The 22,515-nt window shown below is 71.2% G+C and carries 18 protein-coding genes and 1 pseudogene; 12 read left to right on the forward strand and 7 right to left on the reverse strand.

Annotated features, from left to right (window positions below; translation table 11 throughout):
- Positions 1 to 126 precede the first annotated feature (126 nt).
- Positions 127 to 1,140, reverse strand: a complete 1,014-nt coding sequence (locus PV721_RS25970; protein ID WP_319728202.1) for an ArsR/SmtB family transcription factor — start codon at positions 1,138 to 1,140, stop codon at positions 127 to 129.
- A 92-nt stretch (positions 1,141 to 1,232) separates the two neighbouring features.
- On the opposite strand from PV721_RS25970, the gene PV721_RS25975 reads away from it, so the two are divergent.
- From PV721_RS25975 to PV721_RS25990, 4 genes are all read left to right on the forward strand, one after another.
- The gene (locus tag PV721_RS25975) at positions 1,233 to 2,489 is read left to right on the forward strand and encodes an MFS transporter (RefSeq protein ID WP_319728204.1); all 1,257 of its coding nucleotides are present in this window, start codon (positions 1,233 to 1,235) and stop codon (positions 2,487 to 2,489) included.
- A gap of 21 nt (positions 2,490 to 2,510) precedes the next feature.
- Positions 2,511 to 3,020, forward strand: a complete 510-nt coding sequence (locus tag PV721_RS25980) for a MarR family winged helix-turn-helix transcriptional regulator (protein WP_319728205.1) — start codon at positions 2,511 to 2,513, stop codon at positions 3,018 to 3,020.
- Between the two features lie 107 nt (positions 3,021 to 3,127).
- Positions 3,128 to 3,457, forward strand: coding sequence for a DUF3817 domain-containing protein (locus tag PV721_RS25985; protein ID WP_319728207.1), 330 nt, complete (start codon positions 3,128 to 3,130; stop codon positions 3,455 to 3,457).
- A gap of 87 nt (positions 3,458 to 3,544) precedes the next feature.
- Complete coding sequence (locus PV721_RS25990) at positions 3,545 to 5,245, forward strand: methylmalonyl-CoA mutase family protein (RefSeq protein ID WP_319728209.1); 1,701 nt, start codon at positions 3,545 to 3,547, stop codon at positions 5,243 to 5,245.
- 72 nt (positions 5,246 to 5,317) lie between these two features.
- Here the strand turns inward: PV721_RS25990 and PV721_RS25995 are convergent, their stop codons facing one another.
- Positions 5,318 to 5,938 carry a TetR/AcrR family transcriptional regulator gene (locus tag PV721_RS25995; protein ID WP_319728210.1) on the reverse strand — a complete coding sequence of 207 codons (621 nt, stop codon included), beginning with the start codon at positions 5,936 to 5,938 and terminating at the stop codon, positions 5,318 to 5,320.
- Positions 5,939 to 6,210: 272 nt separating this feature from the next.
- Between PV721_RS25995 and PV721_RS26000 the strand changes: the two genes are divergently transcribed.
- The 4 genes from PV721_RS26000 (at position 6,211) to PV721_RS26015 (ending at position 10,369) form a co-directional block, all read left to right on the forward strand.
- On the forward strand, positions 6,211 to 7,215 hold the full coding sequence (locus tag PV721_RS26000; protein ID WP_319728211.1) for a tetratricopeptide repeat protein: 1,005 nt from the start codon (positions 6,211 to 6,213) through the stop codon (positions 7,213 to 7,215).
- Positions 7,216 to 7,798: 583 nt separating this feature from the next.
- On the forward strand, positions 7,799 to 8,437 hold the full coding sequence (locus PV721_RS26005) for a DUF6230 family protein (RefSeq protein WP_319728212.1): 639 nt from the start codon (positions 7,799 to 7,801) through the stop codon (positions 8,435 to 8,437).
- Positions 8,438 to 8,544: 107 nt separating this feature from the next.
- A complete protein-coding gene (locus tag PV721_RS26010; RefSeq protein WP_319728214.1) occupies positions 8,545 to 9,120 on the forward strand; it encodes a DUF6114 domain-containing protein in 576 nt (191 codons plus the stop codon).
- Positions 9,110 to 10,369: a hypothetical protein gene (locus PV721_RS26015; RefSeq protein ID WP_319728216.1), complete on the forward strand. Its 1,260-nt coding sequence runs from the start codon at positions 9,110 to 9,112 to the stop codon at positions 10,367 to 10,369. Before PV721_RS26010 ends, PV721_RS26015 begins: the two co-directional genes overlap by 11 nt.
- A 127-nt stretch (positions 10,370 to 10,496) precedes the next feature.
- Here PV721_RS26015 and pyk read toward each other — a convergent pair whose 3' ends face one another.
- The 3 genes from pyk to pta all read right to left on the reverse strand — a co-directional run bounded on the left by pyk (position 10,497) and on the right by pta (position 15,371).
- Positions 10,497 to 11,927: a pyruvate kinase gene (pyk, locus tag PV721_RS26020; protein WP_319728217.1), complete on the reverse strand. Its 1,431-nt coding sequence runs from the start codon at positions 11,925 to 11,927 to the stop codon at positions 10,497 to 10,499.
- A 61-nt stretch (positions 11,928 to 11,988) separates the two neighbouring features.
- Positions 11,989 to 13,203: an acetate kinase gene (locus PV721_RS26025; protein ID WP_319728218.1), complete on the reverse strand. Its 1,215-nt coding sequence runs from the start codon at positions 13,201 to 13,203 to the stop codon at positions 11,989 to 11,991.
- A 44-nt stretch (positions 13,204 to 13,247) separates the two neighbouring features.
- Complete coding sequence (pta, locus tag PV721_RS26030; protein ID WP_319728220.1) at positions 13,248 to 15,371, reverse strand: phosphate acetyltransferase; 2,124 nt, start codon at positions 15,369 to 15,371, stop codon at positions 13,248 to 13,250.
- A 225-nt stretch (positions 15,372 to 15,596) separates the two neighbouring features.
- Here pta and PV721_RS26035 point away from each other — a divergent pair, with 225 nt between their 5' ends.
- Both PV721_RS26035 and PV721_RS26040 read left to right on the forward strand, forming a co-directional pair.
- Complete coding sequence (locus PV721_RS26035) at positions 15,597 to 16,622, forward strand: ATP-dependent 6-phosphofructokinase (RefSeq protein WP_319728221.1); 1,026 nt, start codon at positions 15,597 to 15,599, stop codon at positions 16,620 to 16,622.
- A 226-nt stretch (positions 16,623 to 16,848) separates the two neighbouring features.
- Positions 16,849 to 18,867 (forward strand): hypothetical protein, encoded by a 2,019-nt coding sequence (locus PV721_RS26040; protein WP_319728224.1) that lies wholly within the window; start codon positions 16,849 to 16,851, stop codon positions 18,865 to 18,867.
- 27 nt (positions 18,868 to 18,894) lie between these two features.
- On the opposite strand, the gene PV721_RS26045 is transcribed toward PV721_RS26040, so the two are convergent.
- Positions 18,895 to 19,518 carry a helix-turn-helix domain-containing protein gene (locus tag PV721_RS26045; protein ID WP_416371185.1) on the reverse strand — a complete coding sequence of 208 codons (624 nt, stop codon included), beginning with the start codon at positions 19,516 to 19,518 and terminating at the stop codon, positions 18,895 to 18,897.
- Between the two features lie 291 nt (positions 19,519 to 19,809).
- Here PV721_RS26045 and PV721_RS26050 point away from each other — a divergent pair.
- Together PV721_RS26050 and PV721_RS26055 are read left to right on the forward strand one after the other, a co-directional pair.
- A pseudogene (locus PV721_RS26050) lies at positions 19,810 to 20,070 on the forward strand (MerR family DNA-binding protein); the annotation flags it as partial.
- A 27-nt stretch (positions 20,071 to 20,097) separates the two neighbouring features.
- Positions 20,098 to 20,448, forward strand: coding sequence for a thioredoxin family protein (locus tag PV721_RS26055; protein ID WP_323806085.1), 351 nt, complete (start codon positions 20,098 to 20,100; stop codon positions 20,446 to 20,448).
- On the opposite strand, the gene glgB is transcribed toward PV721_RS26055, so the two are convergent.
- Positions 20,438 to 22,515, reverse strand: a 2,078-nt coding sequence (gene glgB, locus PV721_RS26060) for a 1,4-alpha-glucan branching enzyme (protein ID WP_319728228.1), incomplete at its 5' end; no start/stop codon positions are given. The genes PV721_RS26055 and glgB overlap by 11 nt on opposite strands.

Genomic DNA, 22,515 nt, shown 5'->3' on the forward strand with positions numbered 1-22,515 from the left:
GGGCGGCGGCGAGCAGCAGGAGGAGGCCGAGGGCGGACGGGAGGCGGCGGCTGGGGGCGGCGGGTGGCATCCGGCTTCCTCGGGACGAAGGGGCGGGCAGCGGACCGGGATATCGTGACATAACGGTCAGTTGCCGTCCCCTTGCGACACCGTGGGGTCGCCGGTCGCGAGGGCGATGGCCAGCGGGGTGCGCTCGTAGAGGACCTGGTGACCGTGGCGGGCGGAGATGAGCAGGCCCGCCGCGTGCAGGATCCGCAGATGGGCCGAGACCGTGGACGGGGCCAGGCCGAGCCGGTGGGCCAGCGCCGTCGTGGAGGACGGCTCGTCCAGCGCGCACAGCACGTCGGCCCGGGCCGGGCCCAGCAGGCGGGCGAGCGCGGCCGGGGTGTCCTCGCGCACCGGGGTCCACAGGGCGCCGATCCCGCGGGCCGGGTAGACCACGGTCGGCTGCCAGGGCGGGTCGAAGCCGCCCGCGATCTGTGGCCAGACGAAGGCGCTCGGCACGAGGACGAGGCCCTGGCCGTCCAGGACGCGCTCGTGGTCACTGGGCCGCTCGATGGTCAGGGTGAGGGAGGCGGCGTCCCAGGAGAGGTCCGGGTGCAGACCGTCGAAGAGCGACTCCAGTCCGCCGGCGGCGAGGCGCCGCGTGTGGAAGAGGACGTCCGCCTCCAGCAGGGCCCGCAGTCGCGGCCAGTGCGGTTCGACCAGGAGGCTCCAGGCCCGCTCGATCAGATCGGCCAGTTCCTGCACCGACCGCGCCGGATCGGCGAGCAGGGCCCGGCCCGCCTCGCTGTCGAGCGCGCCCGGCGTGCAGGCCAGGGCCTTGCGCATGTCCTCGTGCGCCGCGGCCGGATCGGCCGCGCGGATCAGCGCGAGCTCCTCCTCGAAGGTGACGCCGGGGCCGCTCGGCGGCGGGCTGATGAAGTCCGTACTGTGCCCCCGGCGCGGCATCAGCAGCCACAGCGGGCGCAGGTCCAACCCGTCGGCGGCGGCCCGGATCCGCCGCAGCCAGGGCAGGTGGTAGCCCTGCCGGTCCGGGCGGTTCAGGGTGCGGACCGCCTCCTGGGTCTCCCACGCCGGCGACAGCGCGAACCGGCACCGCAGCAGGTCCCGGTGCCCGAACCGATGGTGCAGGCCCATCCCGGCCCCTTTCCTCACTCGTTTCCGCCCTCAATATTCGGGCACGGACGAATCTCTGGGGCACGTCGGCCGCGGCGCGGACGCTGGGACCCATGCCAGCCGACACCCAGGAGCCCGGGCGGCCCACGCCGTCACCGGGCTACCGCTCCGTTTTCCGGACTCGTGAGTTCCGCCCCGTCTTCGCCGCACACCTGCTGTCCGTGCTCGGTGTCGTCGTCGCCGAGATCTCCCTCACCGTGCTCGTCTACCGCGCCACCGGCTCACCCCTGATGAGCGCGCTCACCTTCGCCCTGGGCTTCCTCCCGTACGCCCTCGGCGGGACCCTGCTCGCCGGGATCGCCGACCGCCACCCCGCCCGGCGGGTGCTCGTCGTGTGCGACCTGGTCTGCGCGGCCTGCGCGACGGCCATGATCCTGCCGGGCACCCCCGTCGCCGTGCTCCTCGTCCTGCGCTGCGCGATGGCCTTCCTGGCGCCGCTGTTCCAGGGCACGCGCAACGCCTCCCTCGCCGACATCCTCGGCCCCGGCGACACCTTCGTCCTGGGCCGCTCGCTGCTGCGGATGGTGGCCCAGAGCGCCCAGCTCGTCGGCTTCGGCCTCGGCGGGCTGCTGCTCACCGTGCTCGCACCGAGCGGGGCCATCGCCCTCACCGCCGCCGGATTCCTGGGTTCCGCGCTGCTGCTGCGCCTGGGCACCCGCAGCCGGCCCGCCCGCACGCGCACCCGTACCTCCCCGCTCGCCGGACTGCGCGCCGTCCTCGGCCGGCGCCGGCTGCGCGCGCTCACCCTGCTGTTCTGGCTGCCGCCCGTCTTCATCGTCGTCCCCGAGGCGCTGCTCGCCCCCTACGTCGACGGCATCGGCGCCGGCACCGCCGTCCTCGGGCTGCTGATGTGCGCGATGCCTGTCGGGACCATCGCCGGCGAACTCTGGGCGGGCTCCGCGCTCACGGCCCGAACGCGCTCGCGGATCGTGGCCCCGCTCGCCGCCGCCGGTCTTCTGCCGCTGCTGCTCTTCGCCGCCCGGCCGGGCGTGCCCCTCGTCCTGGCCGCGCTGCTGCTCGCCGGCCTCGCCCACGCCTACACCCTCGGGCTGGACCAGTGGTACGTCGACGCCGTGCCCGACGCGCTGCGCGGCCGTGCGATGACCCTGCTCAGCACCGGCCTGATGACCCTCCAGGGAGTGGGGATGGCCCTGGCCGGCCTCGCCGCCGAATTCCTGCCGGTGCACGCGGTCGTCACCGGGTCCGGGATCCTCGGCACGGCCGTCGTCCTGCTGCTCCTCGCCGAACTCCGGGCAGCCGCCCGTGAGGAGGAAGGACTGAAGGATGAGACGCCCCTCGCCGCGAAGTGACCTCCCGGTAGGGTCGGACCCGTGCCCAAGCCGCTCAGCCTTCCCTTCGACCCCATCGCCCGCGCCGACGAGCTCTGGCAGCAGCGCTGGGGGCCCGTGCCCTCGATGGCCGCGATCACGTCGATCATGCGCGCGCACCAGATCCTGCTCGGCGAGGTCGACGCGGTGGTCAAGCCCTACGGGCTGACCTTCGCGCGGTACGAGGCCCTGGTCCTGCTCACCTTCTCCAAGGCCGGGGAACTGCCGATGTCGAAGATCGGCGAGCGGCTGATGGTGCACCCGACGTCGGTGACCAACACCGTGGACCGGCTGGTGAAGTCCGGGCTCGTCGACAAGCGGCCCAACCCGAACGACGGCCGCGGCACCCTCGCCTCCATCACCGAGAAGGGCCGCGAGGTCGTCGAGGCGGCGACGAAGGACCTGATGGCGATCGATTTCGGCCTCGGGGCCTACGACGCCGAGGAGTGCGCGGAGATCTTCGCGCTGCTGCGCCCGCTGCGCGTGGCCGCCGCGGACTTCGACGAGTCCTGAGGAGTGCTGAGGAGTCCTGAGGGCTTCATGGGCAGGTCCGGGGCCCGTGCCGATGAGCCCCGGGGCCGCGTCAAGATCGAGCAAAACGGACGGCTAGGCTCGTCCGCATGAAACGAAGCGTGCTGACCCGCTACCGCGTCATGGCCTACGTGACCGCGGTCATGCTCCTGATCCTCTGTGCCTGCATGGTGGCGAAGTACGGCTTCGACACCGGCGCCGGCCTGACCTTCGCGGTCTCGCAGGCCCACGGCGTCCTCTTCATGGTCTACCTGGTCTTCGCCTTCGACCTGGGCTCCAAGGCCAAGTGGTCCTTCGGCAAGCTGCTCTGGGTGCTCGTGTCGGGCACGATTCCGCTGGCCGCCTTCTTCGTCGAGCGCAAGGTCCGCGCCGAGGTGGAACCGCTGGTCAGCGACTCGCTCGCGACCGCCAAGGCCTGATACGAGGCGAACGTCACCCACCCCCGGGGCGACTCCCCGGGGGTTGCCCATCGACATTTACTAGGACGTCCTAGTAAATTCATGGGTATGGATGCTGACGCCATCGAGGAGGGCCGCCGCCGCTGGCAGGCCCGGTACGACAAGGCCCGCAAGCGCGAGGCCGATTTCACGACGCTCTCCGGAGATGACGTCGACCCCGTGTACGGGCCCCGCCCCGGCGACGCCTACGAGGGGTTCGAGCGCATCGGGTGGCCGGGGGAGTACCCGTACACCCGGGGGCTCCACGCCACCGGCTACCGCGGGCGGACCTGGACCATCCGGCAGTTCGCCGGCTTCGGCAACGCCGAGCAGACCAACGAGCGCTACAAGATGATCCTGGCCGCCGGCGGCGGCGGGCTCTCCGTGGCCTTCGACATGCCGACCCTCATGGGGCGCGACTCCGACGACCCCCGCTCCCTCGGAGAGGTCGGGCACTGCGGGGTCGCCATCGACTCCGCCGCCGACATGGAGGTCCTGTTCAAGGACATCCCGCTGGGCGACGTCACCACCTCGATGACGATCTCGGGCCCCGCCGTGCCCGCCTTCTGCATGTACCTGGTCGCCGCGGAGCGGCAGGGCGTGGACCCCGCCGTGCTCAACGGCACGCTCCAGACCGACATCTTCAAGGAGTACATCGCCCAGAAGGAGTGGCTCTTCGAGCCCGAGCCGCACCTGCGCCTCATCGGCGACCTCATGGAGTACTGCACGCAGGGGATCCCGGCCTACAAGCCGCTGTCCGTCTCCGGCTACCACATCCGCGAGGCCGGTGCCACGGCCGCGCAGGAGCTGGCCTACACCCTCGCCGACGGTTTCGGGTACGTGGAGCTCGGACTCTCGCGCGGCATGGACGTGGACGCCTTCGCGCCCGGGCTCTCCTTCTTCTTCGACGCGCACCTCGACTTCTTCGAGGAGATCGCCAAGTTCCGCGCCGCCCGCCGCATCTGGGCGCGCTGGATGAAGGAGGTCTACGGGGCGAAGAGCGAGAAGTCGATGTGGCTGCGCTTCCACACGCAGACCGCGGGCGTCTCCCTGACCGCGCAGCAGCCCTACAACAACGTCGTGCGCACCGCCGTGGAGGCCCTCGCGGCCGTCCTCGGCGGCACCAACTCCCTGCACACCAACGCCCTCGACGAGACCCTCGCCCTGCCGAGCGAGCAGGCGGCCGAGATCGCCCTGCGCACCCAGCAGGTGCTGATGGAGGAGACCGGCGTCGCCAACGTGGCGGACCCGCTGGGCGGTTCCTGGTTCGTGGAGCAGCTCACCGACCGCATCGAGGCCGAGGCCGAGAAGATCTTCGACCAGATCAAGGAGCGCGGCCTGCGCGCCCACCCGGACGGTCGGCACCCGATCGGGCCGATCACCTCGGGCATCCTGCGCGGCATCGAGGACGGCTGGTTCACCGGGGAGATCGCCGAGTCGGCGTTCCAGTACCAGCGGTCCCTGGAGAAGGGCGACAAGCGGGTCGTCGGCGTCAACGTCCACCACGGGTCGGTCACCGGGGACCTGGAGATCCTCCGGGTCAGCCACGAGGTGGAGACCGTCCAGGTACGGGAACTGACGGCGCGCAAGGCCCGGCGCGACGACGCCAAGGTCACCGCCGCCCTGAAGGCCATGCTCGACGCCGCCCGCGACGGGTCGAACATGATCCCGGCCATGCTGGACGCGGTGCGGGCCGAGGCCACGCTGGGCGAGATCTGCAACGTCCTGCGCGACGAATGGGGCGTCTACACGGAGCCGCCGGGCTTCTAGCCCTCCGGCCCCACGCCGCGAACGGCCGGTCGAGGCGCCCCGTGCGGGCGCCGCGGCCGGCCGCTCTGCTGCTCAGGCCGCGGCGGGGCCGCGCAGGCCGTGCATCAGGAGGGCCGTGAAGGTGGCCACCCAGAGCTCGTCCACGGGCTCGGAGCTCACCAGGGCGCGGTGCACCACCGTGCCAGCGATCACGTCGAAGATCAGGTCCGTGGTGGGGCCCGCGAGGGACTCGTCCTCCTCGTAGGGGAGTTCGCCCCGGGCCTGGGCCCGTTCGCGACCCAGTACGACGAGACGTTTCTGCCGGTCCACGATCGCGGACCGGATCCGGTCGCGCAGGGCCTCGTCCCGCGTGGACTCGGCGACGACCGCCATCAGGGCCGTGCGGGCCTCCGGGCGCCGCAGCAGCGCCGCGAACTGTAGGACCACGTTCTCGATGTCGGCCTCGAGGGACCCCCGGTCGGGGAGTTCGAGCGCGTCGAAGAGCTCCGCCACCGCGTCGACGACCAGCTCGTTCTTGCCCGCCCAGCGCCGGTAGAGGGTGGTCTTGGCGACCCCCGCGCGGGCCGAGACGTCACCCATCGTCAGCTTCGACCAGCCCAGCTCGACCAGCGCGTCCCGGGTCGCGGCGAGGATGGCGGCGTCCGCGGCGGCACTGCGGGGACGACCGGTGCGGCCGGGGCTGGGGTTGCGCATGGCCGAGACCATACCCGTCGGTAGCCGAGGCGGCGGCTGTGGCTCAGATCACGGATCACGAAATGCCCCGGACAGCCTCCCGGAGAGTTACGCTACGGCTCGTAGCGTAAGAGCGACAACCACGCGAAGGGCTACAGGCGCCAGGTGGGGACCCGGCGCCGCACGGCAGCACGACCAGCATGACGACCAGCACACGATCGCGACAGACGGCCGGTACGGCCAATTCACGCGATCTTTTTCGTCGGCGCGCGCACACGGGGGAGGATGTACGCATGCAGCCCAGAAACATGTCCATGAGCGGCGTCGTCGACCTCGCCGCGGTGAAGGCGGCCGGCGAGGCCAAGGCCAAGGCCGAGCAGGCCCGCGCCGAATCGGCACGCCAGGCCGGCCAGGGTGGCGGGACGGGCCCGTCCGCCGGTGCGGTGCCGCCGTCCGCGCTCGTCATCGACGTAGACGAGGCCGGCTTTGAACGCGATGTGCTCCAGCTCTCCGCCGAGGTTCCGGTCGTCCTGGACTTCTGGGCCGAGTGGTGCCAGCCCTGCAAGCAGCTCAGCCCGCTGCTGGAGCGTCTGACCGTCGAGGCGAACGGCCGGCTCGTGCTGGCCAAGGTGGACGTCGACGCCAACCAGATGCTGATGCAGCAGTTCCAGATCCAGGGCATCCCGGCCGTCTTCGCCGTGGTCGCCGGCCAGGTGCTGCCGCTCTTCCAGGGAGTGGCCCCCGAGCAGGAGATCCGCGACACCCTGGCCCAGCTGGTGCAGGTCGCCGAGGAGCGCTTCGGGATCATCGGCATCGAGGTGGACCCGAACGCGGAAGGGGCCGCTCCGGCCGCCGCGGCCGAGGCCGGGACCCCGGCCGGCCCGTACGACGCGCTGCTGGAGGCGGCCGTCCTCGCGCTGGACGCCGGTGACCTGGGGGGCGCGGTGCAGGCGTACAAGAACGTGCTCGCGGACGACCCGGCCAACATCGAGGCCAAGCTGGGCCTGGCCCAGGCCGAGCTGCTCGCCCGCGTCCGGGACATGAACCCGCAGGCGGTGCGCTCCGCGGCGGCCGAGAACCCGAAGGACCCGGCGGCTCAGATCGCCGCGGCCGACCTCGACCTGGTCGGTGGTCACGTGGAGGACGCCTTCGGCCGGCTGGTGGACACCGTGCGCGTCACGTTCGGTGAGGACCGGGACGCCGTACGACTGCGGCTGCTGGAGCTGTTCGAGGTCATCGGCGCCGATGACCCGCGGGTGTCCGCGGCGCGTACGGCGCTCGCGCGGGTGCTCTTCTAGGCCCGGCCAGGCCCGCTCCGGCCGGCCGACGATTTGTTGACAGGTAGATAAACAGCGGCCGCGCTTTGCCAAAACTTGGCAATCGCGGCCGCTGTTACTCGCAGTAAATCGAACCCTGTGAACTGTCCGGTGTGTTCACCGTTCTCCCGATCTGTCGTGGCCTTGGGTGACACCCTGTGTTGCCACCCGCCCGCGACAGGTCGTACTCAGGTTATCTGGCCGTTACCCGCCAGTAACGAACCCCCTTGTGCCCCGGCCGGGAATGGACCACGATCGGCGACGCTCGGTCCTTCCCGCAGAGCCGCTCACTCGGAGCCGCGGTGAAGGGTCCCCACCGAGCCGGCCTGTGGCAGTGGCACCGGCCGTGGGACAGGGGGGTCTCTGCCGCACCGGCGGGGCCTGTCCTCCAGGTTGCGCGAACGCGTGGCCCAGTGGTTGTCGCTCGGGGGTGATCGCCGGTGTTTCGGACGTGGCACAGCCGCGGCCCGGCCGCCTGCGCTCCTTCCCGAGGACGTAGCACTTCTCCCATCCCAGGACGGGCACGGCCCGGACCGGAGATGTACGTCCGAGAAGGAGGAACGAAATGAGTTCTCAGGTTCGTGGCGGGACCAGATGGAAGCGCTTCGCGCTCGTCATGGTGCCGAGCATCGCGGCCACGGCCGCGGTCGGTGTGGGTCTGGCGCAGGGTGCCCTCGCGGCGTCCTTCAGCGTCTCCGGCCAGGACTTCAAGGTCTCGGCCGACAAGCTCGACGGTGACAACCTCATTCAGTACGGCGGTATCGCCGAGGGGCATGACCTCAAGGGCAACGCGCAGCACCACCCGGTCACCATCTCCGGGTTCAGCCACGCCGAGATCACCAACATGTGCCAGTCACTGGTGACCCCGACGCCGCTGGGCAACATCACGCTGCAGCTGCGCACCGGCCACAAGGGCAAGCCGGCCGTCGCCGACAACATCTACCTGGATGTTGCCGAGCTCGACACCGACGCCGAGTTCAAGAACCTGGACATCGGCATCGCCGTCGGCGACGCGAGCCACAAGACCAAGCCGCAGGCCGGCACGGTCGCCAGCCCGTACGCGTTCTCGCAGCGCGCCGACAAGGCGATCCTGACGAACGTGCGCCAGAAGGCGTGGGCGACGACGGCGGGAACCTTCAAGCTTCCCGACCTGAAGCTGCGCCTGCTCGGCGGCGACCAGCCGTGCTACCAGGACGCGAACTGATCCGTCCAGGCGAGTGACCGGAAGGGCGGTCGGCGGCGCACGTCGCCGCCCGCCCCTCCGGGCTCCACAGAGTTCTCCGTACCACCGTTTCCAGGGAGCTGTTGTCCATGAACCCCCAGGCCCCGGTTTACGTTCGCGCTGAAGACGACGCCTGGCTCACCGTGGCGTGGTATCACTTCCACGCCTGGCGCGGGCACCGTCCCTTCTGGGCCGGCCTGTTCACGTTCGTCAGCGGCTTCCCCATCGCGTACTTCCCGTACGCGGACCTCCGGCTCGGCAACCTCAGCCTCGCGATGGCCACCACCGGCGGCGCCGGGGCGCTGATCATCGGTGTCCTGTTGATCACGCTGGGCCTGGCTCTCTGGTTCCAGCAGGCCATCCGGGTCTTCGCCGGCGTCGCCTCGATCCTGCTGGCCCTGGTCTCGCTGCCGGTGTCCAACCTCGGCGGTTTCGGGCTGGGCTTCGTACCCGCCCTGATCGGCGGCGCGCTCGCGCTGGCCTGGGTCCCCGGGCAGCCGGCGGACGAGGAGCCGGCCGACCAGCGCCAGGGCGCGCCGGACATGGGCAAGGCGGAGGCGATGGCGGGACCCCAGGGCTTCCCGGGGCAGCGCGAAACGGAAATGCCGGCACACGCGAGCGAGACGACTGCCCACGCCGATGGCGGGAGGAACAGTGCGGGGTGACGAGACGCAGCGGGGCGTGGCCCCAGGCGCAGGGTCCCGTGAGAGCAAGGGGCCGCGCCACGCGGCACCCAGGAAGTCGCTGCTGAACAAGATCCAGATACCCGTAGGCAAGACGATGGCGCTGGCGGCGATGCCGACGGCCGTGTTCGTCGGGATGGGCATGGCGCCGAAGCTGGCCGTGGCCGACGACAAGGAGATACCCTTCGCCCCCGGGCCGTGCGTCACGCGGTCCGACGAACCCGCGGAGACCGAGTCGAAGTCGCCGTCCCCGACGCCGTCGACGACGCCTTCGCCGAGCACCTCGCCCGGTGCGACGCCCTCGCCGTCCGCGTCAGCGGCAGCGAAGCCCAAGCCGAGCGCCTCGCCGTCGGCGACCAAGCCCCCGGCGAAGCAGGAGACGGCCCCGGCCGCCACCCCGACGCCGACCAAGAGCACGAACCCGCTGGACCCGCTGGGCGTCGGCGACGCGCTCAAGGACCTCGTCGACGAGCTCGGCCGGCCCCTCAAGGACGTCCCGGCGACGACGACTCCCACGCCCACCCCGACGCCGTCCACGACCGCCAAGCCGACGCCGGACCCGGCCGCGGACGCGATCCGCGACGCGGCCAAGCAGGCGGGCGTCGAGGTCTCGGAGCTGCCCGACGAGGTCAAGGACACCGCGAAGACCCCGAAGGACGAGACGGGCAAGGCGGGCGAGCGCGAGAACAAGGACAAGGACGAGGCCAAGCCCGAGGAGTCGAAGGACCCGGACGGGAAGGAACCCTTCCCCTGCCCGACCTACGACGCCAAGGCGCTGGCCGACGCCGAGCTGGAGCAGGGCATCCCGCTCCTGCCGGACGAGCCCTGGTACCTCGACAGCTCGCTGCTGACCCTCTACGGCCTGGACTACCACGGCATCGTCGAGGTGAAGACCGGCAGCGGCAAGATCAAGAAGGTCCTGAAGTTCACCGCGGACTCGCTGGACATCAAGGACCTGTACCAGACGGTCGGCAAGAACGGGAACGTCGCCCACCTGAAGTCGCGTCCGGGCTCCACGTCCAAGATCCGCGGCGGCACGGTGACGATGTACACCGAGAGCCTCAAGGGGAACCTGTTCGGACTGATCCCGATCGAGTTCACCCCGAACAGCCCGCCGCCCCTGAACGTCCCCTTCGCGTTCTTCACGGACGTCAAGGTCGTCCAGGCCGGCCAGTTCGGCGGCACCCTGACCGTCCCGGGCCTGAAGAACTACATCGGCCCGCCGGAGTAGTCCCGTACGGCAGCGGCCACCCGGCACACGCACACACCGAGGGCGGCACCCCGGATCCCGATCGGATCCGCGGTGCCGCCCTCGGTCTCTGTGCGGCAGAGTCCAGACTTCAGGTGAGGAGACGACCTCAGTCGCGGGCGGTGCCGCCCAGGTGGTGGACCCGGACCATGTTGGTCGTGCCCGGGACGCCGGGGGGCGAGCCGGCGGTGATGATCACGGTGTCGCCCTCGTTGTAGCGGCCGAGCTTGAGCAGCTCGCCGTCCACCAGGTCGACCATCGCGTCGGTGTTGTCCACGTGCGGGACGACGTACGAGTCGACGCCCCAGCTCAGCGAGAGCTGGTTGCGGGTGTTCACGTCCGTGGTGAAGGCCAGGATCGGCTGCGTGGAGCGGTAGCGCGACAGGCGGCGGGCCGTGTCCCCGGACTGGGTGAAGGCGATGAGCGCCTTGCCGTCGAGGAACTCCGCGATCTCGCAGGCCGCGCGGGCGACGGAGCCGCCCTGGGTACGCGGCTTCTTGCCCGGGACCAGCGGCTGGAGGCCCTTGGAGAGGAGCTCCTCCTCGGCCGCCGTGACGATCTTCGACATCGTCTTGACGGTCTCGATCGGGTAGGCGCCGACCGAGGACTCGGCGGACAGCATGACCGCGTCCGCCCCGTCGAGGATCGCGTTGGCGACGTCGGAGGCCTCCGCGCGGGTCGGGCGGGAGTTGGTGATCATCGACTCCATCATCTGGGTCGCGACGATCACCGGCTTGGCGTTGCGGCGGCACATTTCGATGAGCCGCTTCTGGACCATCGGGACCTTCTCGAGCGGGTACTCGACGGCCAGGTCGCCACGGGCCACCATGACCGCGTCGAAGGCGTCGACCACGGCCGCCATGTTCTCGACGGCCTGCGGCTTCTCCACCTTGGCGATGACGGGGACCCGGCGGCCCTCCTCGTCCATGACCTTGTGGACGTCCTTGACGTCGTTGGCGTCGCGGACGAAGGACAGGGCGACCATGTCGCAGCCCATCCGGAGGGCGAAGCGGAGGTCGTCGACGTCCTTCTCCGACAGGGCGGGGACGTTCACGGCGGTACCCGGCAGGTTGATGCCCTTGTGGTCCGAGATGACACCGCCCTCGATGACGATGGTCTTGACCCGGGGGCCCTCGACCTCGGTCACCCGGAGCTCGACGTTGCCGTCGTTGATCAGGATCTGGTCACCCTTGGCGACGTCGCCCGGGAGACCCTTGTAGGTGGTGCCGCAGATGGACTTGTCGCCGGGGACGTCCTCGGTGGTGATGGTGAACTCGTCACCGCGCACCAGCTCGACGGGGCCCTCGGCGAAGGTCTCGAGACGGATCTTCGGACCCTGGAGGTCGGCGAGGACGCCGACGGCGCGCCCGGTGTCCTCGGAGACCTGCCGGACGCGGTCGTACCGCTCCTGGTGTTCTGCCTGGGATCCGTGGCTGAAGTTGAATCGGGCCACGTTCATACCTGCCTCGATGAGCGCTTTCAGCTGCTCATACGAGTCGACGGCGGGGCCCAGCGTGCAGACGATTTTGGAACGGCGCATGACTGGATCCTATCGGTTTGTTTCGTAGCGGAATATTCCGGCTGGTGGAAAGTCCAAGTGACTAACCGGTAACCAGCGCGTACGCCTGGGTGGCGATCTCCAGTTCCTCGTCCGTCGGGACCACCGCCACGGCCACCCGGGCATAATCCGCCGAAATCAGCCGCGGCTGCGGGGAACGCGCCGCGTTGGCTTCGAGATCCAGCGTCAGGCCCAGCTCGGCCAGGCCGTCCAGCGCGGCCTCCCGGACCTGGTGGGCGTTCTCCCCGACCCCGGCCGTGAACGCCACCGCGTCCACCCGCCCGAGCACCGCCGAGTAGGCCCCGATGTACTTCTTCAGCCGGTGGACGTACGCCTCGAAGGCCAGGCGCGCCGACTCGTCGCCCTCGCCCGCCCGCCGGAGCACCTCGCGCATGTCGTTGTCGCCGCACAAGCCCAGCAGACCGCTCTTCTTGTTCAGGAGCGAATCGATCTCATCCACCGAGAGGCCCCCCACCCGCGCCAGGTGGAAGACGACCGCCGGATCGAGGTCGCCCGAACGGGTCCCCATGACCAGACCCTCCAGCGGGGTCAGGCCCATGGACGTCTCCACGCACACGCCGCCCCGCACCGCGGAGGCGGAGGCGCCGTTTCCCAGGTGCAGCACGATCACGTTCACGTCCTCCACCGGCCTGCCGAGCAGCGCGGCCGTCGCCCGGGAGACGTAGGCGTGGGAGGTGCCGTGGAAGCCGTACCGCCGGATGGAGTAGGCGTCGGCCGTCGCGGCGTCGATCGCGTACCGCGCCACGTACTCCGGCATCGTCGAGTGGAAGGCGGTGTCGAAGACGGCCACCTGCGGGATGTCCGCGCGCAGCGAGCGCGCCACCTCGATGCCCGTCACGTTCGCCGGGTTGTGCAGCGGTGCCAGCGGGATCAGGTTCCGGATCTCCGCCAGCACCTCGTCGTCGATCACGGTCGGCCGGGTGAACTTCGTCCCGCCGTGCACCACCCGGTGCCCGACCACCGCCAGTTCGGGGGAGTCCAGGCCCGTCCCGTCGGCGGCGAGCTCCGCGGCCACGGCCTTCAGCGCGGCCTCGTGGTCGGCGATCGGGCCGAGCTGCTCGCGCTTGCCGCCGGCGGCGCCCGGGCCGGTCAGCGGCTCGTGCACCAGCCTCGACGTCTCCTCGCCGATCCGCTCCACCAGACCGACCGCGAGCCGGGACCGGTCCGCCATGTCGAGGAGCTGGTACTTGACCGACGAGGAGCCGGAGTTGAGGACGAGTACGCGCGTTGCGGTCACGATGAGGGTCTTTCCTTGTCTCGGGCGGAGGGAGGGGAGGGGGATCAGGCGGTGGACGCGGGCGACGGCGCGCCCTGCGCCTGGATCGCGGTGATGGCCACGGTGGTGACGATGTCCTGCACCAGCGCACCGCGCGAGAGGTCGTTGACCGGCTTGCGCAGACCCTGGAGCACCGGGCCGACCGCCACCGCGCCCGCCGAACGCTGCACGGCCTTGTACGTGTTGTTGCCCGTGTTGAGGTCCGGGAAGATCAGCACCGTCGCGCGGCCGGCCACCTCCGACCCGGGCAGCTTGGTCGCGGCGACCGAGGGCTCCACGGCCGCGTCGTACTGGATCGGGCCCTCGATCTGCAGGTCGGGACGCTGCTCGCGGACGAGCTCGGTGGCCTTGCGGACCTTGTCCACGTCCGCGCCCGAACCGGAGGTGCCGGTCGAGTACGAGAGCATCGCGATCCGCGGCTCGACACCGAAGGCGGCGGCGGTGGCGGCCGACTGGACGGCGATGTCGGCGAGCTGCTCGGCGTTCGGGTCCGGGTTGACGGCGCAGTCGCCGTAGACGAGGACCCGGTCGGCCAGGCACATGAAGAAGACCGAGGAGACGATCGACGCTCCCCCTGCGGCTGGCGCCGCGGGAGGTTCCCCCACCGGCTTGGTCTTGATGATCTCGAAGGCCGGGCGGATGGTCGCCGCGGTGGAGTGCACCGAACCGGAGACCATGCCGTCGGCCAGGCCCCGCTGGACCATCAGCGTGCCGAAGTAATTGACGTCGGTGACCACGTCGTTGGCGAGCTCGACGGTCATGCCCTTGTGGGCGCGGACCTGCGCGTAGTACTCGGAGAAACCTTCCCGCAGGGGAGAGGTCGCCGGGTCGATCAGCTGCGCGCCCGAGATGTCGATGCCGAGGTCGCCGGCCTTCTTCAGGATCGCCTGCTCGTCCCCCAGCAGGGTCAGGTCGCAGACGCCCCGGCGCAGCACCACGTCCGCGGCGCGCAGCACGCGCTCCTCGCTGCCCTCGGGCAGGACGACGCGGCGGCGGTCGGAGCGGGCCCGCTCCAGCAGCTCGTGCTCGAACATCATCGGGGTGACCCGCTCCGAGCGGGCCACCGAGAGCAGGTCGCGCAGCTCGCCGGTGTTCACGTGCCGTTCGAAGACGCCGAGCGCGGTCTCCAGCTTGCGCGGGGTCGCGGAGTTCAGCCGGCTCTGCAGCGAGAAGAGTTCGGCGGCGGTCGGGAAGCTGTTGCCGGCCACCGACACCACGGGCGTGCCCGGGGCCAGCTTCGAGGCGAGCGTCAGGATGTCCTTGCCCGGGCGCTCGTTCAGGGTGAGCACCACACCGGCGATCGGCGGGGTGCCCGAGGCGTGCGCGGCCAGCGCACCGATGACCAGGTCGGAGCGGTCGCCGGGGGTGACCACCAGGCAGCCGGGGGTCAGGGCGTTCAGGAAGTTCGGCAGCATGGCGCCGCCGAACACGAAGTCCAGGGCGTCGCGGGCCAGCCCGGCCTCGTCGCCGAGGAGCACCTCGCCGCCGAGCGCCCGGGTGATCTGGGCGACGGTCGGGGCGGAGAGCGACTTGTCGTCCGGCAGCACGTAGCAGGGCACGGGGAGCCGGGCGGCCAGCCGCTCGGCTATGAGGTCGCGGTCCCCCGCGGCCACCCGGTTGACGACCATCGCGACGACGTGGCAGCCCAGGGTCTCGTAGGCGCGGTAGGCGTTGCGGGCCTCCGCGCGCACCGCCTCGGCGTGGTGTTTGGTGCCGCCGACGACGGGGACGACGACCGCGCCCAGCTCGTTGGCGAGGCGGGCGTTGAGCGCCAGCTCGTCAGGGAGGTTGGTGTCCGCGTAGTCGGTGCCGAGGACGAGCATGACCTCGTAGTCGCGGGCCACCCGGTGGTAGCGGTCGACCAGCCGGGAGACGAGTTCGTCGGTGCCCTTCTCGGCCAGGATCGCCGAGGCCTCCTGGTACTCCATCCCGTAGGCGGTCGCGGATTCCTGGTCGATCCGGTAGCGGGCCTTCAGGAGCTCGAAGAGGCGGTCCGGTCCGTCGTGGAGCAACGGACGGTAGACGCCGACCCGGCCCGTCTGCCGGGTCAGGAGCTCCATGATCCCCAGCTCGACGACCTGGCGGCCGTCCCCCCGCTCGATACCGGTCACGTACACGCTGCGCGTCACGCCCGCACTCCGTCCCATGCTGTGGATGTCTGTTTGGTCTGTCTTGACCCCTTGACAATACCTCTGCCAATAGCTAGGGCGCCCTCTGGGAAAGGGCCTGGCCAGGGGGGGCTGAAAGGCCCGCAGGGGGGAGCTGCACAAGACGCGCGGTACCCCGGGCCCGTGGAACAATCGGACAGGCTTCACCATTACGCCCTTCATATGTACGGCAGGAGACACAGCACGATGCGTATCGGAGTTCTCACCGCAGGCGGCGACTGTCCGGGCCTCAACGCTGTCATCCGGTCGGTCGTACACCGCGCCCTGGTCGGGCACGGGGACGAGGTCATCGGTTTCGAGGACGGCTTCAAGGGCCTTCTCGACGGCCACTTCCGCCCCCTCGACATCAACGCCGTCAGCGGCATTCTCGCCCGCGGCGGCACGATCCTCGGTTCGGCGCGCATGGAGCGCGCCCGCCTGCACGAGGCCGCCGAGAACGCCCAGGAACTGGCGACGCGCTACGGCATCGACGCCCTCATCCCGATCGGCGGCGAAGGCACCCTGACCGCCGCCCGGATGCTGTCGGACGCCGGGATGCCGGTCGTCGGCGTGCCGAAGACCATCGACAACGACATCTCCTCCACCGACCGCACCTTCGGCTTCGACACCGCCGTCATGGTCGCCACGGAGGCCATCGACCGCCTCAAGACCACCGCCGAATCGCACCAGCGCGTGATGGTCGTCGAGGTGATGGGCCGCCACGCGGGCTGGATCGCCCTGGAGTCCGGCATGGCCGGCGGCGCCCACGGCATCTGCCTGCCGGAGCGCCCCTTCGAGGTGGACGCCCTGGTGAAGATGGTGGAGGAACGGTTCTCCCGCGGCAAGAAGTTCGCCGTCATCTGCGTCGCCGAGGGTGCGCACCCGGCCGAGGGTTCCATGCCGTACGAGAAGGGCGCGATCGACCAGTACGGTCACGAGCGCTTCGCCGGCATCGGCAACCGCCTCGCGATCGAGCTGGAGCACCGCCTGGGCAAGGAGGCCCGCCCGGTCATCCTCGGCCACGTCCAGCGCGGCGGTGTGCCCACCTCGTACGACCGCGTCCTGGCCACCCGCTTCGGCTGGCACGCCGTCGAGGCCGTCCACCGCGGCGACTTCGGCAACATGACCGCCCTGCGCGGCACCGACATCGTGATGGCCCCGCTCGCCTCCGCGACGACGGAGCTGAAGACGGTCCCCGAGGAGCGCATGTACGAGGCGGAGTCCGTCTTCTGACCCGCCCGGCCGGCACCCGCCCCCCTGCCGGGCCGGGACCCTCGGCCCCGCTCTCCCGCCGGACGGCCCCGGAGACCAGTGCTCCGGGGCCGCTCCGCGCCCCGGACCCCGCTGGTTAAGATTCCGGCCGGGGGATAGGTCGGCCGAGTCGTGCGGACGGATCGGGCCTGCATGTCCGGGCTCGTCCTCCGCTCGCACGCACTCGATGGAAAGGTGCCCCACTCCCGTGGCGACCAGCTCTGCCGTCCTGACCTCCGAACCGGTCGAGAACCGACCGGGCCCCGGGGTCACCGGCCCCGCCGCACGACGCAGCCCGTTCGTCCTCGCCGCGGCCCTCGCCGCGTCCTGGGCGGTGCCGCTGCTGCTCCACGCGGTCGCCCTCGACGTGCTGCTCCTGCCCGTCCTGGTCCTGACGATCGCCGCCCTGATCCGGGTGGGCGGCGGCCTGCTCGACCGCCTCGTGGTCGCGGCCTTCCTGCTCTGCGGCGCCGTGATGGGCTTCGGCCTGCTCTTCTCCGTCTGGCCGTGGGGCCTGGCCCCCGTGCCCGGGGCCGGCCTGCTGCTGACCGTCGCCTCCGTCTCCGGCTGGCTGGCCCGCCGCAGGCCCCGCATCCCGCTGCGGCTGCGCGGCTCGGACGCCCTGGTCGCCGGCACCGTGGCCGTGGTCTGGCACTACGTCCACCACCCGGTGGCCGGCAGGTCGGCCGCCGACCGGCTGGCCCACTTCGTCACGTCCGAGGACCGGATGGGGCACTTCTCGTACTTCACCGGCATCCGGCAGGTCGGCGGCTACGCCTTCCTCCACCAGGACGCCGCCCGGACGTACATGATGACGCCGTCCGAGGCGGTCTACCCGCAGGGCTCCCACTTCCTGCTGGCCTGGACCGACGCCCTGGTGACGTCCTCGGCCCAGGCGGGCTCCGCCCTCGCCATGACGAACCGGTACTTCCTCTACGTCCTGGCCGCCTACGCACTGTTCTGCGGGGCGCTGGTCTGGGCCGCCCGCTGGATCGGCGGCCCGCGCCTGCGCGGCTGGCGCGCCGCCGCGGTCTGCGCCACCGTCGCCGCCCTGATGATGTCCGGATCGATGGCGCAGCTGATCGAACGGGGCTTCGACTCCGAGACCATCGGCCTGCTGTTCCTGGCCGTCGCCCTGGCCCTGCTGGTGCGGCCCGCGACGGGCCGGACCGAGTTCGTCCTCGTCGCGGCGGCCGGGCTGATCGCCGTCACCTACGTCTACAACCTCTACGGCGCCCTCGTCGGCATCGCCCTGGCCGCGGTGCTGATCGTCCACCGGCGCCGGTTCGCCGGACGCTGGGTCCCGGTCCTCGCGGCACTGGCCGTCGCCACCCTCGTGGCGGGGCTGCCCAGCGTCTTCTCCGTCCTCACGAAGCTGGACGTCGCCAAGACCTCGAACCTGGCCGGCCCGATGGTCATCCCCGACCGCCCGGTGTTCATCGGGCTCGGACTGCTGGCCGTGGTCGCGGCCACCCTCCCGGTGAACCGCCGGACCGGCACCGGACGGATGGTGCTGGCCCTCGTCCTCGGCGCGGCCTCGGTGATCGGCGTCTTCGGCGCCTGGCAGAAGCACACCATCGGCTACTACTCGTACTACTTCGAGAAGCTGACCGCCGCCGGGCTGGTGATCGCCCTGCTCTCGCTCGGCCTGATCGGGCTGATGCTCCCGCCCGCCGGCGGGACGACGGGCGGCGCGCTGCGCCGCCGGGCGGACCTGCTGCTGCGCTCCGGCCTCGCGGCGGCGGCGGCGCTGGCGCTGTTCGGCGGAGTCCAGTGGGGGGTGCCCTCCGGCTGGGGCCACCCCTCGGCCTGGTACGAGAGCTCCATGCTCAAGTGGGCCCGGGGCGAGGCCAGGAGCACCGACATCGGCCCGCCGGCCGCCGCCCTCACCGGGCGCGACCTGCGGGGGGTCACCTCTCCGGTGATCGCCCTGTACGGCAACGACGCCTACCTCAACCTGCGGTCGACCTTCCTCGCCCAGATCCTCACCCACCAGGCGGGCAACATGGTCGGGCTGTACGAGGTCTTCTACGTCAAGATCGGCGGACCCGCGACGGTCGAGGAGGCGGAGTACCAGGCCTCACTGGGCCACCTGAAGACCGCGATCGCCTCGTGCCCGGCCCCGCCGACCGTCCTGGTGGGCGACCGGAAGACCGCCGACCGGCTCAGGAACGACCTGGCGGCCGCCGGCAGCGCGGCCACCGTGGTCCACGCGCCGCTGCCGTAGGGAGCGCTCCGGCCGCCCGGACTCGTCCTAGGCCTTACCGCCCGCGAGCTGCCAGAACCGGTCCACGATGTCGACGAGGAACTCCCGGCCCGCGTCCCCGCTGCCGGCCTCCCCCTGGCCGCCGCCCCAGCTGAGCGTCGCCACCATCCGCGACTGGTAGTCGCCGTGCAGCTGGTCGAGCACCCACTCCAGGTTGGACTTGGGGATCGGCAGCAGCTTGCCCAGCGGCTTCACGTACGCCTGCCAGCGCGTGGTCACCGCACTGCGCAGCAGGTCGGCCAGCTCCTCCTGCTTGCCGGTGGCCGTCACGAACTGGGCCAGCGTCAGCCCGAGCACCGTGGCGAGGGCGGCGGACTGGCGTTCGTTGCCCTTCCAGCGCCCGGTGTCCTCCATCTTCTGGTACGAGTTCGTCTCCAGCCCGATCCGCCGGGCGAGTTCGTCCGCGGCGAGCCCCCGGGCCATCCTGTGCTCCCGCAGGGTGACCGGCTCGGCGAGCAGCTCCCCGGGCGAACACCACAGGACGCCCGCGAGTGCGGTGAGCTCGACCGAAGAGGGTGATATCTCGCCACGCTCCCAGGCCATCACGGTCTCGGGCGCGACGACGAGTCCGTACTGGGCGCGCAGGCCGTAGGCGACATGTCCGGGAGCCATGCCCAGGGCCGCGCGCAGGCGACGCGCGGCGGGGGCATTGAAAGGTGGGCTGGAGTGCACACCGCACACCGTAGAAGTGGCCGGGCAACGGCGCCTACAGACCAAACAAACAAGCCCATACCTCGTAGGAAAGTCCTATGCAGATAAGGGCTTTCGTCGGGTTTCCGGGCGACTGTCCGGTAATCGGTGCGCTGGAAGATCCTTTGCTCTGAGTACGGTTCCAGCCAATGCCCGTCGGCGCAAGAGCCGTCACACCCTCCACACAAGATGAACCGGACACCTATTCCTTTCCTGCTCAGCCAGATCCGCGCGCTCCAGGACTTCGGCTTCGAGCTGGAGGGGACCCGGCCCTTCGTGGACTGCCTGCGGGCCGGCCACCCGGCCGGGGACCGCTGTCCCGCCTCGCAGGCCGTCTACCGGCGCAAGCTCGCCGAGCTGGACGGCCTGATCGGCCAGCTGGCCGACGTACGGGAGCAGCTCGCGCGGCAGCTGGCCGGTGCGGAGGCGGCCGCCGGCGAGGCGGCCGTGCCGAAGTGCGAGATGACCGGATGAGGGATGACGGATGAGAGGGACGGGGACATGAAGGCTCACGGCGTGGCGCAAGTGACCGACGCGGATTTCGAGGCCGAGGTGATCGCGGAGCGCGGGCGGCCCGTCCTCCTGGAGTTCACGGCCGACTGGTGCGGCCCCTGCCGGCAGATCGCGCCCGTGCTGGCCGCGGTCGCCGCCGAGGAGGCCGACCGGCTCAAGGTCGTGCAGATCGACGCGGACAGCAACCCCGCCGCCGTCACGCGGTACGGGGTACTGTCCCTGCCGACCCTGCTCCTCTTCCGCGACGGCGAGCCCGTGCAGCAGATCGTCGGAGCCCGGGCCAAGCGCCGCCTCCTCCAGGAGCTGGAGGAGGGGCTCACGGCCGCCGCTAGGGCCTGAGCCAGACCGTCGCCAGCGGCGGGAGGGTCATGCGCAGGCTGGCCGGGCGGCCCTGTGCCGGCACCGGCTCCGCCCGCAGCGGCTGGGTGTGGTGGACGCCGCTGCCGCCGTAGACCTGCAGGTCGGTGTTGAGGACCTCCCGCCACAGCGGCACCTCCTCCGGCACGCCGATCCGGTAGCCGTGCCGGACCACGGGCGAGAAGTTCGACACCGCCAGGAGCTGCGAGCCGTCCTGCGCGTACCGCAGGAAGGCGAACACGTTGTCCTCCGCGGCGTCCGCCTCCACCCAGGCGAAGCCCTCCGGCACGGCGTCCCGCTCCCACAGGGCGGGCGCCGCCGCGTACGTGCGGTTCAGGTCGCGCACCAGGTTCCGTACGCCCCGGTGGTCGCCGGCCGCCGCGTAGGAGTCGTCCAGCAGCCACCAGTCCGGCCCGTATGTCTCCTGCCACTCCGAGCCCTGGGCGAACTCCTGTCCCATGAACAGCAGTTGCTTGCCCGGGTGGGCCCACATGAAGCCCAGGTAGGCCCGGTGCGCGGCCCGCTTCTGCCACCAGTCGTCCCCGGGCATCTTGGACACCAGCGAGCTCTTTCCGTGCACCACCTCGTCATGCGAGATCGGCAGCACGTAGTTCTCGCTGAAGGCGTAGATCATCCCGAAGGTCATGTCGTGGTGGTGGTACTTGCGGTGCACCGGATCCTTCGACATGTAGCGCAGGGTGTCGTGCATCCAGCCCATGTTCCACTTCAGGCCGAAGCCGAGCCCACCGGAGTCCGTCGGCCGGGTCACGCCGTTCCAGGCCGTGGACTCCTCCGCGATGGTCACCACTCCCGGGCAGCGCCGGTACACCGTGGCGTTCATCTCCTGGAGGAACGCCACCGCGTCCAGGTTCTCCCTGCCGCCGTGCTCGTTGGGCGCCCACTCGCCCTCGCCGCGCGAGTAGTCGAGGTAGAGCATCGAGGCCACCGCGTCCACGCGCAGCCCGTCCACGTGGAACTCCTCGCACCAGTACACGGCGTTCGCGACGAGGAAGTTGCGGACCTCCTTGCGGCCGTAGTCGAACTCCAGCGTCCCCCAGTCCGGGTGTGCGGCCCGGCGCGGGTCCTGGTGCTCGTACAGGGGCCGCCCGTCGAACTCCGCGAGGGCCCAGTCGTCGCGCGGGAAGTGCGCGGGCACCCAGTCGACGATCACCCCGATGCCGGCCCGGTGCAGCGCGTCCACGAGGAAGCGGAAGTCGTCCGGGGTGCCCATCCGCGAAGTCGGTGCGTAGAAGCCGGTGACCTGGTAGCCCCAGGATCCGCCGAAGGGGTGCTCGGCGACCGGCATCATCTCCACGTGCGTGAAGCCCAGCTCCTTGACGTACGCGGGGAGCTGCTCGGCGAGCTGCCGGTACGAGAGCCCGGGCCGCCAGGACGCCAGGTGCAGCTCGTACACCGAGAAGGGGGCCTGATGCGGGGGCCTCTCGCCGCGCCGCGCCATCCACTCCGCGTCCTGCCACACGTGGCCGGAGGCGGTGACCACCGAGGCGTTCGCCGGGGGGACCTCCGCGGACCTGGCCATCGGGTCGGCGCGCAGGGTGTGACTGCCGTCCGGGCGCGTGATGTCGTACTTGTAGAGCGCTCCGGCGCCCACACCGGGCAGGAAGAGCTCCCACACGCCGCTGGCGCCGAGCGAGCGCATCGGGTAGGCGACGGAGTCCCAGTACGAGAAGTCCCCGGCGATCCGGACCCCCTGGGCGTTCGGCGCCCACACGGTGAACCGGGTCCCGGCCACGCCCTGGTGCTCCATCGGCTGGGCGCCGAGCGCCGTCCACAGCTGCTCGTGCCGGCCCTCGCCGATCAGGTGCAGGTCCAGCTCGCCGAGGGCGGGCAGGAACCGGTACGGGTCGTGGATCTCGATCTCGTCGCTGTCGTACGTGACCAGCAGCCGGTACTCCGGCACGCCGGTCAGCGGCAGCAGGCCGGAGAACAGCCCGTCGCCCTCGTCGAAGAGTTCGGTCCGCAGCCCCTTGGCGACGACGGTGACCGCCGTGGCGTAGGGGCGCAGCACGCGGAAGGCCACCCCGCCCC

This window comes from Streptomyces sp. MB09-01 (assembly GCF_033794505.1).
Classification (GTDB): Bacteria; Actinomycetota; Actinomycetes; order Streptomycetales; family Streptomycetaceae; genus Streptomyces.

Bases quoted from the DNA above. Each gene is read 5' to 3' on its own strand.
- PV721_RS25970 (WP_319728202.1), bottom strand. From the start codon at position 1,140: ATGGGCCTGCACCATCGGTTCGGGCACCGGGACCTGCTGCGGTGCCGG.
- PV721_RS25975 (WP_319728204.1), top strand. From the start codon at position 1,233: ATGCCAGCCGACACCCAGGAGCCCGGGCGGCCCACGCCGTCACCGGGC.
- PV721_RS25985 (WP_319728207.1), top strand. From the start codon at position 3,128: ATGAAACGAAGCGTGCTGACCCGCTACCGCGTCATGGCCTACGTGACC.
- PV721_RS25990 (WP_319728209.1), top strand. From the start codon at position 3,545: ATGGATGCTGACGCCATCGAGGAGGGCCGCCGCCGCTGGCAGGCCCGG.
- PV721_RS25995 (WP_319728210.1), bottom strand. From the start codon at position 5,938: ATGCGCAACCCCAGCCCCGGCCGCACCGGTCGTCCCCGCAGTGCCGCC.
- PV721_RS26000 (WP_319728211.1), top strand. From the start codon at position 6,211: ATGCAGCCCAGAAACATGTCCATGAGCGGCGTCGTCGACCTCGCCGCG.
- PV721_RS26005 (WP_319728212.1), top strand. From the start codon at position 7,799: ATGAGTTCTCAGGTTCGTGGCGGGACCAGATGGAAGCGCTTCGCGCTC.
- PV721_RS26010 (WP_319728214.1), top strand. From the start codon at position 8,545: ATGAACCCCCAGGCCCCGGTTTACGTTCGCGCTGAAGACGACGCCTGG.
- pyk (WP_319728217.1), bottom strand. From the start codon at position 11,927: ATGCGCCGTTCCAAAATCGTCTGCACGCTGGGCCCCGCCGTCGACTCG.
- PV721_RS26035 (WP_319728221.1), top strand. From the start codon at position 15,597: ATGCGTATCGGAGTTCTCACCGCAGGCGGCGACTGTCCGGGCCTCAAC.
- PV721_RS26045 (WP_416371185.1), bottom strand. From the start codon at position 19,518: ATGGCTCCCGGACATGTCGCCTACGGCCTGCGCGCCCAGTACGGACTC.
- PV721_RS26055 (WP_323806085.1), top strand. From the start codon at position 20,098: ATGAAGGCTCACGGCGTGGCGCAAGTGACCGACGCGGATTTCGAGGCC.